Raw genomic sequence first — 14927 nt, 5'->3', positions numbered from 1 at the left:
CCCGTACCTGGTCGTACGTGGTGGTCACTGCGGACCGGCGCGCCTGCTGCCAATAATCATGGCGAACGAGAGCACGGGGGAAGTCTGGCACACTCCCTCCCCCTTCTCACCGCCCGTCTCAGGATGCGAGCGGCAGCCGTCCGCGAGGAACCACCCCGCAGGGGCCGGGGCGGGGGCGGGGTCCCGGCGGGCCCGCCCCTGCCCCGGTGCGCGTCAGGCCAGCGTGTGCATCCAGCCGTGGGTGTCCTCGACGGTCCCCCGCTGGATGTCCAGCAGCGCGTCCCGCAGGCGCCGGGTGACCTCGCCCGGCTCGCCGCCGCTCTGCCGCCACTGGGCGCCGGTCCGCTTGACCGTGCCGACGGGTGTGATCACGGCCGCGGTGCCGCAGGCGAAGACCTCGGTGAGGGTGCCGTTCTCCGAGTCGCGCTGCCACTGGTCGACCGAGATGCGGCCCTCCTCCGCCTCGTAGCCGAGGTCGCGGGCGACGGTGAGCAGGGAGTCACGGGTGACGCCCTCGAGGATGGAGCCGGTGAGGGCCGGCGTGACGATCTTGTTCCCGTACACGAAGTAGAGGTTCATGCCGCCCAGTTCCTCGACCCACGTGCGCTCGATGGCGTCCACGTAGCAGACCTGGTCGCAGCCCTTGGCCGCGGCCTCGGCCTGGGCGAGCAGGGAGGCCGCGTAGTTGCCGCCGGTCTTGGCGTCGCCCATGCCGCCGGGGACGGCGCGGACGCGGTCCTCGGAGACCCAGATGGAGACGGGCTTGACGCCGCCGGGGAAGTAGGCGCCGGCCGGGGAGGCGATGACGAGGAAGAGGTACTCGTTGGCCGGCTTGACGCCCAGGCCGACCTCGGTGGCGATCATGAAGGGCCGCAGGTACAGGGACTCCTCGCCGCCGTGCGCCGGGACCCACTTCTCGTCCTGCCGCACCAGCGCGTCACACGCCTCGATGAAGGTCTCGACCGGAAGCTCGGGCATGCCGAGGCGGCGCGAGGAGGCCTGGAAGCGGGCGCCGTTCTTCTCCGGGCGGAAGGTGGCGACGGAGCCGTCGGGCCGCCGGTAGGCCTTCAGGCCCTCGAAGATCTCCTGCGCGTAGTGCAGGACCATGGTCGCCGGGTCCAGGGAGAGCGGGGCATAGGGCACGAGCTGGCCGTCGTGCCAGCCGCGGCCCTCGGTCCACTTGATCGTCACCATGTGGTCGGTGAAGTGGCGGCCGAACCCGGGGTTGGCCAGAATCGCCGCGCGCTCGGCGTCCGAGAGCGGGTGGGCGGAGGGCTTGAGCTCGATCGTGGGCGTCGTCATGGGTGGCTGTCCTTCACCGGTTGTGTTGTGACGGGCCGCGGTCACGCCCGTACGGCCGGTGGCCGGTGCTGGGACGTCCGAGCATTCCCTCAAGTCGCGGCTTCGCGTTCGATTATCGCGCGCGGCCCGCGAGGGGTGAAACGGGGTGAATGCGGTCCAGGATTCGATGGTCGCACCTGGCGGACGCAGGAGAAAGCCGCCGGGTGCCTTGTTTTTGGACCCGACGGCTTCGAAACGGATTCGATCGAGTGGCGCGGCGGCTGTCAGCCGGCTACTCGTACGGCGAGCGCGTCGCCGATCTCCGAGGTGGAACGGGCGGGCAGACCGCCGCGCTCGCCCAGGTCTGCCGAGACGGCGTCCTCGATGCGGGCGGCCTCGGCCTCGTAACCGAGGTGGCGCAGCAGCAGCGCGACGGACAGGACCGTGGCGGTGGGGTCGGCCTTGCCCTGGCCGGCGATGTCGGGCGCGGAGCCGTGCACCGGCTCGAACATCGAGGGGAAGTCGCCGGAGGGGTTGATGTTCCCGCTGGCGGCGACGCCGATGCCGCCGGAGACGGCCGCGGCGAGGTCGGTGATGATGTCGCCGAAGAGGTTGTCGGTGACGATCACGTCGAAGCGGGCCGGGTCGGTGACCAGGTAGATGGTCGCGGCGTCGACGTGGATGTAGTCGGTGGTGACCTCGGGGTACTCGGCGGCCACCTTGTTGAAGACGTCGGTCCACAGGTGGCCCGCGAAGGTCAGCACGTTGTTCTTGTGGACCAGCGTGAGCTTCTTGCGGGGCCGGGCCTGGGCGCGGGCGAAGGCGTCCCGCACGACGCGCTCGACGCCGTAGGCGGTGTTGACGGAGACCTCGGTGGCGACCTCGTGCTCGGTGCCCTTGCGGATGGTGCCGCCGTTGCCCGTGTAGGGGCCCTCGGTGCCCTCGCGGACGACGACGAAGTCGATCTCGGGCTGGCCCGCGAGCGGGGTGGCGACGCCGGGCAGGAGCTTGCTCGGCCGCAGGTTGACGTGATGGTCGAAGGCGAAGCGGAGCTTGAGCAGGAACCCGCGCTCCAGCACGCCGGACGGCACCGAGGGGTCGCCGATCGCGCCGAGGAGGATGGCGTCGTGCGCCTTGAGGGCGTCGAGGTCGGCGTCGGTGAGGGTCTCACCGGTGGCGTGGTAGCGCCGGGCGCCGAAGTCGAACTCCTTGGTCTCCAGCTTCACATCCTGCGGAAGGACGGCGGAGAGGACCTTCAGACCTTCGGCCACGACCTCCTGGCCGATGCCGTCACCGGGAATCACTGCGAGATTGAGGATGCGAGAGCTTGCCGACATGCGCAGCACCCTACTCCTCGTCCCACGGGATGACACGAGGCGTCCGGCATGCGGACGCCAGCGTCGTCCGGCGGCTCAGTGGCCGGTGGCGCCGCCGTTGTCCCGGCGGTCGAGGGCGCGCTGCAGGGCGGCCGCGGCGTTCTTGCGGTCGGAGTCGCTCGTACGGGAGAGGTGGCGGACGCGGCGGCGGACGGTGGTCTCGGCCATGGGAATCGACTCCTTCGGCACAGCACACGGAGGTGCGGAGAAAGGGGATTGCGAGAGGCCGGAAGGGGCGGGGAGCACGGTGCCGCAGGGGTCGCCTGCACGGGCACGGACTCGCGACCGCCCTTCGCTCGATCGAGCGGGACGTTCGGCTCCTACAAAGTTAAGGGCGCCCGCCGCGTCTGTCTGCACAATTACTCGGACTTCCTACTATCTGAGACGGTGCGATGGCTCACACCGCTCCGGCCTGCGAAAACGCCCGGCGGGCCAGGTCGAAACGACCTGGCCCGCCGGGCGTGTGGCACGCGGCTGTCGTCAGCCCATGTGCGGGTAGGTGTAGTCGGTCGGCGGGACCAGCGTCTCCTTGATGGCGCGGGTCAGCGTCCAGCGCATCAGGTTCTGCGGGGCGCCGGCCTTGTCGTTGGTGCCGGAGGCACGGCCGCCGCCGAAGGGCTGCTGGCCGACGACGGCACCGGTCGACTTGTCGTTGATGTAGAAGTTGCCGGCCGCGTAGCGCAGCTTCTCCATGGTGTACGCCGCCGCCGCGCGGTCGTTGGCGATGACCGAGCCGGTCAGGGCGTAGTCGGACACCGACTCCATCTGGGTCAGCATCTCGTCGTACGCGCCGGCCTTGCTGTCGTCGTACACGTACACGGCGAGGAACGGGCCGAAGTACTCGGTGCGGAAGACCTCGTTCTCCGGGTCGGTGCACTCGACGACGGTCGGGCGGACGAAGTAGCCGACCGAGTCGTCGTAGGAGCCGCCGGCGACGATCGTGCAGGTCTCGTCCGCCTTGGCGCGGTCGATGGCGGCCTTGTTCTTGGCGAAGGACCGCTCGTCGATGACGGCGCCGATGAAGTTCGACAGGTCGGTGACGTCACCCATGGTGAGGTAGTCGACCTCGGCGGCGAACTCCTCCTTGAACCCGTCGTTCCAGATGGAGGCCGGGATGTACGCGCGGGAGGTGGCGCTGCACTTCTGGCCCTGGTACTCGAAGGCGCCGCGGGTCAGCGCGGTCTTGAGGACGGCGCGGTCGGCGCTCGGGTGGGCGACGAGGAAGTCCTTGCCGCCGGTCTCGCCGACCAGGCGCGGATAGGTGCGGTACTTCTCGATGTTGTTGCCGACCGTCTTCCACAGGTGCTGGAAGGTCTTGGTCGAGCCCGTGAAGTGGATGCCCGCCAGGTCCCGGTGCTCCAGGGCGACCTCGGAGACGGCGATGCCGTCGCCGGTGACCAGGTTGATGACGCCCTTGGGCAGCCCGGCCTCCTCCAGGAGCTGCATGAGCAGCACGGCGGCGTGGGTCTGCGTGGGCGAGGGCTTCCAGACCACCACGTTGCCCATCAGGGCCGGGGCGGTGGGCAGGTTGGCCGCGATCGCGCTGAAGTTGAACGGCGTGATCGCGTAGACGAAGCCCTCCAGCGGGCGGTGGTCCATGCGGTTCCACACGCCCTGGGAGTTGGCCGGGGGCTGCTCGGCCAGGATGTTCCGCGCGTAGTGGACGTTGAAGCGCCAGAAGTCGACCAGTTCGCAGGGGCTGTCGATCTCGGCCTGCTGGGCGGTCTTGGACTGGCCCAGCATGGTGGAGGCGGCGATGGTCTCGCGCCACGGGCCGGACAGCAGCTCGGCGGCGCGCAGGATGATCGCCGCGCGGTCGTCGAAGGACATCGCACGCCACGCGGGGGCGGCGGCCAGGGCCGCGTCGATCGCGTCCTTGGCGTCCTGCTGGGTGGCGTTGGCGTACGTGCCCAGGCGGGCCTTGTGGTTGTGCGGCTGCACCACGTCGAAGCGCTCACCGCCGCCCATCCGCTTGACACCGCCGATGGTGCAGGGCAGGTCGACCGGGTTGTCGGCCAGTTCCTTGAGCTTGGCCTCCAGGCGGGCGCGCTCCGGGGAACCGGGGGCGTAGCCGTGCACCGGCTCGTTGACGGGGGTGGGGACCTGGGTCACAGCGTCCATGGGTTCCGTAACTCCTTTAACTGAGCGGTCTTGCGAGCGGGTGGGCTCAGCCCTTGCTGACCATCGAGCGGGCGAAGAACCGGAGGTTGGCCGGCTTCTCCGCCAGACGGCGCATGAAGTAGCCGTACCAGTCGGTGCCGTAGGCGGTGTAGACGCGCATGCGGTGGCCCTCGGCGGCCAGACGCAGGTGCTCGTCGCCCCGGATGCCGTAGAGCATCTGGAACTCGTACTCGTCGAGCTTGCGGCCGGCGGTGCGGGCCAGCTCCTGGGCGATGGAGATCAGGCGCGGGTCGTGCGACCCGATCATCGGGTAGCCCTCGCCCTCCATCAGCGTGCGCAGGATCCGCACGTACGCCTTGTCGATCTCGTGGCGCTGCTGGTACGCGACCTCTGCGGGCTCCTTGTAGGCGCCCTTCACCAACCGTACGCGAGAGCCGCTGTCGGCGAGGCGGCGCGCGTCGGCCTCGGTGCGGAAGAGGTAGGCCTGGATGACGCAGCCGGTCTGCGGGAAGTCCTTCCGCAGCTCTTCGTGGATGGCGAACATCGAGTCGAGGGTGGTGTGGTCCTCGGCGTCGAGGGTGACGGTGGTGCCGATCCCGGCGGCGGCCTCGACGACCGGGCGGACGTTCTTCAGGGCCAGCTCGTGGCCGCCGTCCAGCGCTTGGCCGAACATCGAGAGCTTCACCGACATCTCGGCGCGGGTGCCCAGCTCCAGCGGCTCGAGCCGGTCGATCAGCTCCAGGTAGGCGTCGCGGGCGGCCTCGGCCTGTGCGGGGGTGGTGATGTCCTCACCGACCACGTCCATCGTCAGTTCCAGACCCCGACCGGTGAGCTCCCGGATGATCGGCACGATCTGGTCGACCGTCTCGCCGGGGATGAACCGGTCCACGACCGGCTTGGTCACGGGCGCGGCCGAGACGAGACGACGCATCCGGTCGCTGCGCGACGCGGCGAGAATCACGGGACCCAGCACGGGGCACCTCCACTTACCAACCAACACAGGGGCCGCTTCCCGCGAAGCGGGGGAACGGCACGGAGAACCACCGTGAAATCTAAGGATGCTCCCGATCGTGGACCATCGACACCTGTCACGCATCCGTGCCGCGGATCTCAGACACATGTATGAAGGCCGCGCGCGCATGCGGCAGAATTGTCCGGGTGACGTCCGATTCCAGAGCGGCCGCCGGCCCCGGTGGTGCCCGTGGTGACTACCAGGAGCTGGTCGACGAGCTGTCCGAGCTGCTCGGCGCCCCCGCGACCCTGGAGAACCGCGACTTCGAGCTGATCGCCTTCGGCGCGTACGACAGCGAGGGCGATCTCGATTCCTCCGTCCTGGACCCGGTGCGCACCCGTTCGATCCTCACCCGGCGTTCCACCGCCGCGGTCCGGGCGTGGTTCGAGAGCTTCGGCATCACCCGCGCGACCGGCCCGGTCCGCATCCCGCCCACCCCGGAGGCGGGCGTGTACCGGGGACGCACATGTCTGCCGGTGCGCCACCGGGGTGTGGTCCTCGGCTACGTGTGGCTCCTGGAGACCGACCCGGGTCCCAGCGAGCGGCAGCTCGCGGCGGCCATGCGGGTGACGGCGCGGATCGGCGCGCTCCTCGCCGACGAGGCGCAGCACGGCGCCGACCTGAGCCGGGAGCTGCGGGCGGTGCTGACCGCCGAGCGGGACTGGCAGCGGGACATGGCCGTGGCGGAGCTGCGCAGCGCGCTGGGCAGCCGGGCGCAGACGCCGCACGCGGTGGTCTGCGTGGCGCCGTGGCCCTCGGCCGACCCCGACGACGCGCCCTCGGTCCGTACGGTGCCGGGCGCCACGGCGCTGTGCACGGTGCCCTGGTCGGCCTCGGCCGTGTCGCTGGCGCTGCTGGTGCGGCTGCGCTCGACGGACGTGCCGGCCCCGGCGACGTCGGCGGCGGGCCGGCTGCTGGAACGGGCCGGGGCGCGGGGCTCCGGCCGGCCACGGGACGGGGCCGGTGACGCGGCCGGGGCCGCGGCCGGTGTCTCCGCGCCGCGTACGGGTCTCGCGGACCTGGCAACGGCCTGGGCGGAGGCATCGGCGGCGGCCCGGGCGGCGCGCGCGGAGGCACGGTTCGGGCCCGTCGCGCAGTGGACGTCGATCGGCGCGTTCCGGCTGCTGACCTCGCTGCCGCCGCGTGCCGCCGACGACCCCGCCGTACGGGCGCTGCTCTCCCCCGCCCACCGCGAGCTCGCCCGCACGGCCGAGGTGTACCTGGACTGCGCGGGCCAGGCCGGCCGCACCGCCGCCGAGCTGGGCGTCCACCGCCAGACGCTGTACTACCGGCTCTCGCGCGTCGAGCAGCTCACGGGCCTGGACCTGGACGACGGCGAGGACCGGCTGCTGCTGCACATGGCTCTCAAGGCGCACCGCCTGCGGTAGCGCCCTCGATCACCTGGCGCAGCCCGGCGGCGAGCTGCCCGCCGTCGGGGGCGGCCTTCGGGTCGAACGTCCACTGGGCGATGAGCCCCGTCATCAGTGTCACGTAGAGCATGCCGAGGGTGTCCGCCCGCTCGTCGGACACGTCTTCCTCCCGGCCGCCCATCAGCAGCGGGATCAGACCGCGGCCGGCCTCGCGCTGCGCCACCGTCAGGCGGTCGCGGACCTCGGGGAGCCGGTCGCCGAGGGCGAGGACCTCCATGCTGAGCCGCCAGACGGAGCCCGGCTCCTTCATGGTGCCGATGATGTTCGACCACACCCGCTCGAAGCGCTCCAGGGAACCGGGTTCGGTCTCGTCCAGGGTTCCGTCGCCCTCGAAGGCGTCGCCCATCCCCTCGACCAGGGACACGTAGGCCTGTGCGAGCAGGGTGTCCTTCGAGCCGTAGTGGTAGCCGATGGACGCCAGATTGGTCCCCGACTCCTTGACGATGTCGCGGGCCGTCGTGCGCACGAACCCCTTGGCGAGCAGGCAGCGCTTGGCGCCTTCGAGCAGATCCTCACGGTGTCCCATGCCGTCACCTTACCCAGCTCTCCATACGGGCGTCTTAAACACTTGTCTTATACAGTCGTTCTAGACAAGCGTATAGGACGTGTGTACAGTCCCCGGCATGACACAGAACCCGTCCCGGGCCGGCCGCCGCGAGTGGACCGCGCTGGGCGTACTGATGCTTCCGCTGCTGCTGGTCTCGATGGACGTCTCCGTCCTCTACTTCGCGATTCCGGCGATCAGCGCGGACCTGGAGCCGACCGGCACCCAGCAACTGTGGATCTTCGACATCTACGGCTTCGTCCTGGCCGGCTTGCTGATGACCATGGGCTCCGTCGGCGACCGCGTCGGCCGCCGACGGCTGCTGCTCGCCGGTGCGGTGGCCTTCGGCGCGGCCTCCGTGGTGGCGGCCTACGCACACAGCGCCGAGACGCTGATCGCAGCCCGTGCCGTCCTCGGCATCGGCGGCGCGACCCTGATGCCGTCCACGCTGGCCCTGGTGCGCACGATGTTCACCGACCCGGCCCAGCGCGCGAAGGCCATCGCCCTGTGGTCCGGCGTGCTGACGGCCGGGGTGGCCCTGGGCTCGGTGCTCAGCGGTGTCCTGGTGGAGTACTTCTGGTGGGGCTCGGTCTTCCTGGTCAACCTGCCCGCCATGGCACTGCTGCTGGTCCTGGGCCCGTTCCTGCTGCCCGAGTCCAAGGACCCCGCGCCGGGCCGCTTCGACTGGCCGGGCGTCCCACTGTCGATGGCCGCGGTGCTTCCCGTCGTCTACGGCCTCAAGGAGATCCCGTCCGAGGGCTGGAACGTCCGCTACGTCGTCTCGGTCACCGTCGGCCTGCTCTTCGCGGCCCTGTTCGTGCACCGGCAGCGCACGACGGCGTCACCGATGATCTCCCCGGCGCTCTTCCGCGGGCGCGGCTTCGCCCCGGCCGTCGCGCTGAACCTCGTCTCGGCGTTCGGGATGATGGGCTCGGCCTTCTTCACCACGCAGTACCTGCAGTCGGTGCTGGGCAAGAGCGCGATGGAAGCGGCCCTGTGGGCGCTGCTGCCCTCGGTGCCGATCGGCTTCGCCGCCCCGGTGGCGGCCTCGCTGGTGCAGCGGGGCGTGCACCGCGCCCACGTCGTCGCGGCCGGCTTCGCGATCGCCGCCTGCGGCTACGGCCTGCTGGCCCTGGCGGGCCCGGACTCGCTGTGGCTGGTGCTCGCCGCGTGCGGCGTCCTCGCGTCCGGGATCGTCATGGTGACGACGCAGCTCATGGACCTGGCCCTGGGCACCGTCCCGGTGGAGCGGGCGGGCTCGGCGTCCTCGCTGATGGAGACCGGCACGGAGTTCGGCGGGGCACTCGGCATGGCGGTCCTCGGCTCGGTCGGCACCGCGGTCTACCGCCACGGCGTCCCCGACTCGGCCCCGGCCGCGGCCCACGAGACGCTGGGCGGCGCGCTGGCCGTCGCCGACCGCTTGCCGGGGCGCGCGGGAGACGCCCTGGCGACGGCGGCCCGGGAGGCGTTCACGCAGGGCATGCAGGGTGCGGCGATCACGGCCGCGGTGGTGCTCGCGGGCGCGGCGGTCCTGGCGGCGACGGTCCTGCGGCGGGCGCGGGTGCACGAGCAGGCGGCCACGGAAAACGCCGGACGGGCTGACCGGCTCAGCCCGTCCGGCGTGTGAGGAGCAGGCCCGTTCAGGGCCGTGTGCGGGGGTCCGGGGGCAGCGCCCCCCGGGCCTCACACCAGATTGACGGACCGGGCCGACGTCGCCCCGATCTCCGCCGAGACCTCCGCCAGCACCCCGGAGGGCACCGTGTCGTCGACGGTCAGCACGGCCAGCGCCTCGCCGCCCACCGTCGCCCGGGCCACCTGCATGCCGGCGATGTTGATGCCGGCCTCGCCGATGACGCGGCCGACGGTGCCGACGACACCGGGACGGTCCTCGTAGCGCAGGACGACCATGTGGTCGGCGAGGGCGAGGTCCACGTCGTACTCGCCGACGGCGACGATCTTCTGGAGGTGCTTGGGGCCTGCCAGCGTGCCGGAGACCGACACCTCCTCGCCGTCCGCGAGGGTGCCGCGCACCGTCACCACGTTGCGGTGCTCCGGGGACTCCGAGCTGGTGGTCAGCCGGACCTCGACGCCGCGCTCCTGGGCGAACAGCGGGGCGTTGACGTACGACACGGTCTCGTCGACGACGTCCTCGAAGACGCCCTTGAGGGCGGACAGTTCGAGCACCTTCACGTCGTGCTGGGTGATCTCGCCGTAGACCTCGACGTCGAGGCGGACGGCGACCTCGCCGGCGAGGGCCGTGAAGATGCGGCCGAGGCGCTCGGCGAGCGGCAGGCCCGGCTTGACGTCCTCGGCGATGACGCCGCCCTGGACGTTGACCGCGTCGGGGACCAGCTCGCCGGCGAGGGCGAGGCGCACCGACTTGGCGACGGCGATGCCGGCCTTCTCCTGGGCCTCGTCGGTGGAGGCGCCGAGGTGCGGGGTGCAGACCACCTGGTCGAACTCGAACAGCGGCGAGTCGGTGCAGGGTTCCTTGGCGTACACGTCGAGGCCGGCACCGGCGACGCGGCCCTCCTTGAGCGCCGAGTACAGCGCCTCCTCGTCGACGATGCCGCCGCGCGCGGCGTTGACGATGCGGACGCTCGGCTTGACCTTGCGCAGCGCCTCCTCGCCGATCAGGCCGAGGGTCTCGGGGGTCTTGGGGAGGTGGACGGTGATGAAGTCGGAGACCTCGAGCAGCTCGTCCAGCGACAGGACCTTGACGCCCATCTGCGCGGCCCGCGCGGGCTGTACGTAGGGGTCGTAGGCGACGACCTTCATGCCGAAGGCCGACATGCGCTGCGCGACGAGGGCGCCGATGCGGCCGAGGCCGACGACGCCGAGGGTCTTCTCGGCCAGTTCGACGCCGGTGTACTTGCTGCGCTTCCACTCGCCGTTCTTCAGAGCGGCGTTGGCCTGGGGGATGTTGCGGGCGGTGGCGACGATGAGGCCGCAGGCCAGCTCGGCGGCGGTGACGATGTTGGAGGTCGGGGCGTTGACCACCATCACGCCGGCCTTGGTGGCGGCGGACACGTCGACGTTGTCGAGGCCGACGCCGGCGCGGGCGACGACCTTGAGCTTCTGGGCGGCGGCGACGGCCTCGGCGTCGACCTTGGTGGCGGAGCGCACCAGGATCGCGTCCACGTCGGCGATGGCGGGGAGCAGTTCGGCCCGGTCCGCGCCGTTGCAGTGGCGGATCTCGAAGTCGGGGCCGAGCGCGTCCACGGTCGCGGGCGACAGCTCTTCGGCGATGAGTACGACGGGTTTCGAGCTCACGTGAGTCCTCACAAGTCCAATGCGGACGGCCGTCCCGACGGCCGCATTCGGTGTCGCTAAGCCGCGTGGAAGACGCACGACGCTGTGGGCCCGACGCGTATGTGTTCAGCAGTGTAGTGGCGTGGCGGTGGTCGTCCTGCGCCTGTGCGGAAGGATCACCCGGAAGTGGCCGTGAGGGGTGCCCGGCACACGGGCACCCCTCACGGCGCGGGAGACCTACGCCTCCTCGTCGACCCAGCTCATGAGCTTGCGCAGCTCCTTGCCGGTGGTCTCCAGCAGGTGCTCGGAGTCCTGCTTCTTGTACTCGTTGTACTTCTTGAGACCGCCGTGGTACTCGTCCATCCAGTTCTTGGCGAACGTGCCGTCCTGGATCTCGGCGAGGACCTTCTTCATCTCGGCCTTGGTGGCGTCGTTGATGATCCGCGGGCCGGTGACGTAGTCGCCCCACTCGGCGGTCTCGGAGATCGACCAGCGCATCTTCTCCAGGCCGCCCTCGTACATGAGGTCCACGATCAGCTTCAGCTCGTGCAGGCACTCGAAGTAGGCGATCTCCGGCTGGTAACCGGCCTCGGTCAGGGTCTCGAAGCCCGCCTTGACCAGCGCGGCCGTGCCACCGCACAGGACCGCCTGCTCGCCGAAGAGGTCGGTCTCGGTCTCCTCGGTGAAGGTGGTCTTGATGACGCCGGCGCGGGTGCCGCCGATGCCCTTGGCGTAGGACAGGGCCAGCGCGAAGGCGTTGCCGGAGGCGTCCTGCTCGACGGCGGCGATGCAGGGAACGCCGCGCCCCTCCTCGTACTGCCGGCGCACCAGGTGGCCCGGGCCCTTGGGGGCGACCATGCAGACGTCCACGCCGGCCGGGGGCTTGATGAAGCCGTAGCGGATGTTCAGGCCGTGACCGAAGAACAGCGCGTCGCCGTCCTTCAGGTTGTCCTTGATGTCCTTCTCGTAGACCTCGGCCTGGATCGGGTCCGGGACCAGGATCATGATGACGTCGGCCTCGGCGGCGGCCTCGGACGGGCTCACCACGCGCAGGCCCTGCTCCTCGGCCTTGGCCTTGGACTTGGAGCCCTCGTGCAGACCGACGCGCACGTCGACACCGGAGTCGCGCAGCGACAGGGCGTGGGCGTGGCCCTGGCTGCCGTACCCGATGACCGCGACCTTGCGGCCCTGGATGATGGACAGGTCGGCGTCGGCGTCGTAGAACAGCTCGGCCACTGGGTTCTCTCCTTGTGTGCGGTGTTGCGTCCCACCGTATGCCGGTGGGGGGAAGTGAAGTTTCGGGGTCTCGGAATACGGGCGGCCGGTGGGGTCACCGGCCGCCCGCATTCCGTCGTCATGCGGACCGGTCGAGTGCGCGCAGCGAGCGGTCCGTGATCGAACGGGCGCCGCGGCCGATGGCGATCGTGCCGGACTGGACGAGTTCCTTGATGCCGTACGGTTCCAGCATCCGGAGCATGGCGGTCAGCTTGTCGCTGCTGCCGGTGGCCTCGATGGTGACGGCCTCCGGGGAGACGTCGACGGTCTTGGCGCGGAACAACTGGACGATCTCGACGATCTGGGAGCGCGTCTCGTTGTCCGAGCGCACCTTCACCAGAACGAGTTCGCGCTGGACGGCCTGGGTGGGCTCCAGCTCGACGATCTTGAGCACGTTGACGAGCTTGTTGAGCTGCTTGGTCACCTGCTCGAGCGGGAAGTCCTCGACGCTCACCACGATGGTGATGCGGGAGATGTCGGCGTGCTCGGTGACGCCGACGGCGAGCGAGTCGATGTTGAAGCCGCGGCGGGAGAAGAGGGCGGTGATCCGCGCCAGGACGCCGGGGGTGTTCTCCACCAGGACGGAGAGCGTGTGCTTGGACATGGTCTCTTGGGTCTCTCTCGCTCAGTCGTCTTCGTTGTCGCCGAAGTCGGGGCGGACGTCCCGGGCGGCCATGATCTCGTCGTTGGAGGTGCCGGCGGCGACCATCGGCCAGACCATCGCGTCCTCGTGGACGACGAAGTCGACGACGACGGGACGGTCGTTGACGGAGTTGGCCTCCTCGATCACCTTGTCGAGGTCGGCGGGGTCCTCGCAGCGGATGGCGTAGCAGCCCATGGCCTCCGACAGCTTCACGAAGTCGGGGACGCGGGTGCCGCGGGCCTCGGGGTTGACGTCGTCCGGGCCGGAGTGCAGCACGGTGTTGGAGTACCGCTGGTTGTAGAACAGGGTCTGCCACTGGCGGACCATCCCGAGGGCGCCGTTGTTGATGACGGCGACCTTGATCGGGATGTTGTTCAGGGCGCAGGTGGTCAGTTCCTGGTTGGTCATCTGGAAGCAGCCGTCGCCGTCGATCGCCCAGACGGTGCGGTCGGGCATGCCGGCCTGGGCGCCCATGGCGGCCGGGACGGCGTAGCCCATGGTTCCGGCGCCGCCGGAGTTGAGCCAGGTGGCGGGCTTGTCGTACTGGACGAAGTGGGCGGCCCACATCTGGTGCTGGCCGACGCCGGCCGCGAAGATCGTGCCCTCGGGCGCCAGTTGCCCGATGCGCTCGATGACCTGCTGCGGGGAGAGCGAGCCGTCCGCGGGCTGGTCGTAGCCGAGGGGGTAGGTCTCGCGCCAGCGGCTGAGGTCCTTCCACCAGGCGGTGTAGTCGCCCTTGTTGCCCTCGTCGTGCTCCTTCTGGACGGCCTGCACGAGGTCGGCGATGACCTCGCGGGCGTCGCCGACGATCGGCACGTCGGCGGCACGGTTCTTGCCGATCTCGGCCGGGTCGATGTCGGCGTGGACGATCTTGGCGTACGGGGCGAAGCTGTCCAGCTTGCCGGTGACGCGGTCGTCGAAGCGGGCGCCGAGGGCGACGATCAGGTCGGCCTTCTGCAGCGCGGTGACGGCGGTGACCGCACCGTGCATGCCCGGCATCCCCACGTGCAGCGGGTGGCTGTCGGGGAACGCGCCGAGCGCCATCAGGGTGGTGGTGACGGGCGCTCCGGTCAGTTCGGCGAGGACCTTCAGCTCGGCGGTGGCCCGGGCCTTGAGGACGCCGCCGCCGACGTAGAGCACGGGGCGCTTCGCCGCCGAGATCAGCTTGGCGGCCTCGCGGATCTGCTTGGCGTGCGGCTTGGTGACCGGGCGGTAGCCGGGCAGGTCCATGACCGGCGGCCAGGAGAAGGTGGTCTTCTTCTGGAGGATGTCCTTGGGGATGTCGACCAGGACCGGGCCGGGGCGGCCGGTGGAGGCGATGTGGAACGCCTGCGCGATCACCCGGGGGATGTCCTCGGCCTTGGTGACCAGGAAGCTGTGCTTGGTGATCGGCATGGTGATGCCGACGATGTCCGCCTCCTGGAAGGCGTCCGTGCCGATCGCGGAGGACACCACCTGGCCGGTGATCGCGACCAGCGGCACCGAGTCCATGTTGGCGTCGGCGATCGGGGTGACCAGGTTGGTGGCGCCGGGGCCCGAGGTCGCCATGCAGACGCCGACCTTGCCGGTGGCCTGCGCGTAACCGGTGGCCGCGTGGCCGGCGCCCTGCTCGTGCCGGACCAGGACGTGGCGCACCCGGGTGGAGTCCATCAGCGGGTCGTAGGCCGGGAGGATCGTCCCGCCGGGAATGCCGAATACGGTGTCGGCGCCGACCTCCTCGAGAGAGCGAATGAGGGACTGCGCACCCGTGACGTGCTCGGGGGCGGACTGTCCTCCGGATCGGGGCCGGGGCTGCGGGTGAGCCCCGGTGGCCTGCTCGGTCATCGGCGTTCTCTTCTCGAGGCTGAGGGTTTGTGCGAGTTCGGGCGATCTGTTCTGCTGCTCGGCAGGTGCCTGTGCAACAAAAAACCCCTCGTGCCACAAGGCAAGCGAGGGGAGCGCGTCGGTGGGGGTCGCGGGGAGTCCGGGTCGGTCCGGACGTCACCAGCTTCAG

The 14927-nt window shown here is 70.5% G+C and carries 12 protein-coding genes; 2 read left to right on the top strand and 10 right to left on the bottom strand.

The window, feature by feature from the left end; translation table 11 throughout:
* Window positions 1-213 precede the first annotated feature (213 nt).
* The 5 genes from IG88_RS0113160 to IG88_RS0113140 all read right to left on the bottom strand — a co-directional run bounded on the left by IG88_RS0113160 (window position 214) and on the right by IG88_RS0113140 (window position 5751).
* Complete coding sequence (locus IG88_RS0113160) at window positions 214-1302, bottom strand: branched-chain amino acid aminotransferase (RefSeq protein WP_031039358.1); 1089 nt, start codon at window positions 1300-1302, stop codon at window positions 214-216.
* Window positions 1303-1565: 263 nt separating this feature from the next.
* Window positions 1566-2618: a 3-isopropylmalate dehydrogenase gene (locus tag IG88_RS0113155; protein ID WP_031039354.1), complete on the bottom strand. Its 1053-nt coding sequence runs from the start codon at window positions 2616-2618 to the stop codon at window positions 1566-1568.
* 75 nt (window positions 2619-2693) lie between these two features.
* On the bottom strand, window positions 2694-2825 hold the full coding sequence (locus IG88_RS44930; RefSeq protein WP_007444772.1) for a hypothetical protein: 132 nt from the start codon (window positions 2823-2825) through the stop codon (window positions 2694-2696).
* Between the two features lie 312 nt (window positions 2826-3137).
* Window positions 3138-4778: an L-glutamate gamma-semialdehyde dehydrogenase gene (gene pruA / locus IG88_RS0113145; protein WP_031039351.1), complete on the bottom strand. Its 1641-nt coding sequence runs from the start codon at window positions 4776-4778 to the stop codon at window positions 3138-3140.
* Between the two features lie 46 nt (window positions 4779-4824).
* Window positions 4825-5751 carry a proline dehydrogenase family protein gene (locus tag IG88_RS0113140; protein ID WP_031039348.1) on the bottom strand — a complete coding sequence of 309 codons (927 nt, stop codon included), beginning with the start codon at window positions 5749-5751 and terminating at the stop codon, window positions 4825-4827.
* Window positions 5752-5936: 185 nt separating this feature from the next.
* On the opposite strand from IG88_RS0113140, the gene IG88_RS0113135 reads away from it, so the two are divergent.
* Window positions 5937-7178, top strand: coding sequence for a helix-turn-helix domain-containing protein (locus IG88_RS0113135; RefSeq protein ID WP_051851889.1), 1242 nt, complete (start codon window positions 5937-5939; stop codon window positions 7176-7178).
* On the opposite strand, the gene IG88_RS0113130 is transcribed toward IG88_RS0113135, so the two are convergent.
* Window positions 7156-7746, bottom strand: coding sequence for a TetR/AcrR family transcriptional regulator (locus IG88_RS0113130; RefSeq protein ID WP_031039344.1), 591 nt, complete (start codon window positions 7744-7746; stop codon window positions 7156-7158). The two genes, IG88_RS0113135 and IG88_RS0113130, sit on opposite strands and share 23 nt — an antisense overlap.
* Before the next feature lie 97 nt (window positions 7747-7843).
* On the opposite strand from IG88_RS0113130, the gene IG88_RS0113125 reads away from it, so the two are divergent.
* Window positions 7844-9391 (top strand): MFS transporter, encoded by a 1548-nt coding sequence (locus IG88_RS0113125; RefSeq protein ID WP_199807448.1) that lies wholly within the window; start codon window positions 7844-7846, stop codon window positions 9389-9391.
* Between the two features lie 56 nt (window positions 9392-9447).
* Here the strand turns inward: IG88_RS0113125 and serA are convergent, their stop codons facing one another.
* The 4 genes from serA to IG88_RS0113105 form a co-directional block, all read right to left on the bottom strand.
* Window positions 9448-11037 carry a phosphoglycerate dehydrogenase gene (serA, locus tag IG88_RS0113120; protein WP_030402378.1) on the bottom strand — a complete coding sequence of 530 codons (1590 nt, stop codon included), beginning with the start codon at window positions 11035-11037 and terminating at the stop codon, window positions 9448-9450.
* 216 nt (window positions 11038-11253) lie between these two features.
* Window positions 11254-12252 carry a ketol-acid reductoisomerase gene (ilvC, locus tag IG88_RS0113115; protein ID WP_031039336.1) on the bottom strand — a complete coding sequence of 333 codons (999 nt, stop codon included), beginning with the start codon at window positions 12250-12252 and terminating at the stop codon, window positions 11254-11256.
* Between the two features lie 118 nt (window positions 12253-12370).
* Window positions 12371-12895 carry an acetolactate synthase small subunit gene (gene ilvN, locus IG88_RS0113110; RefSeq protein WP_031039333.1) on the bottom strand — a complete coding sequence of 175 codons (525 nt, stop codon included), beginning with the start codon at window positions 12893-12895 and terminating at the stop codon, window positions 12371-12373.
* A gap of 21 nt (window positions 12896-12916) precedes the next feature.
* Window positions 12917-14758, bottom strand: coding sequence for an acetolactate synthase large subunit (locus tag IG88_RS0113105; protein WP_031039328.1), 1842 nt, complete (start codon window positions 14756-14758; stop codon window positions 12917-12919).
* Window positions 14759-14927 lie beyond the last annotated feature (169 nt).

The organism is Streptomyces sp. NRRL F-5650, assembly GCF_000721365.1.
GTDB lineage: Bacteria > Actinomycetota > Actinomycetes > Streptomycetales > Streptomycetaceae > Streptomyces > Streptomyces ardesiacus.
This window is presented reverse-complemented; position numbering and strand designations above follow the sequence as displayed.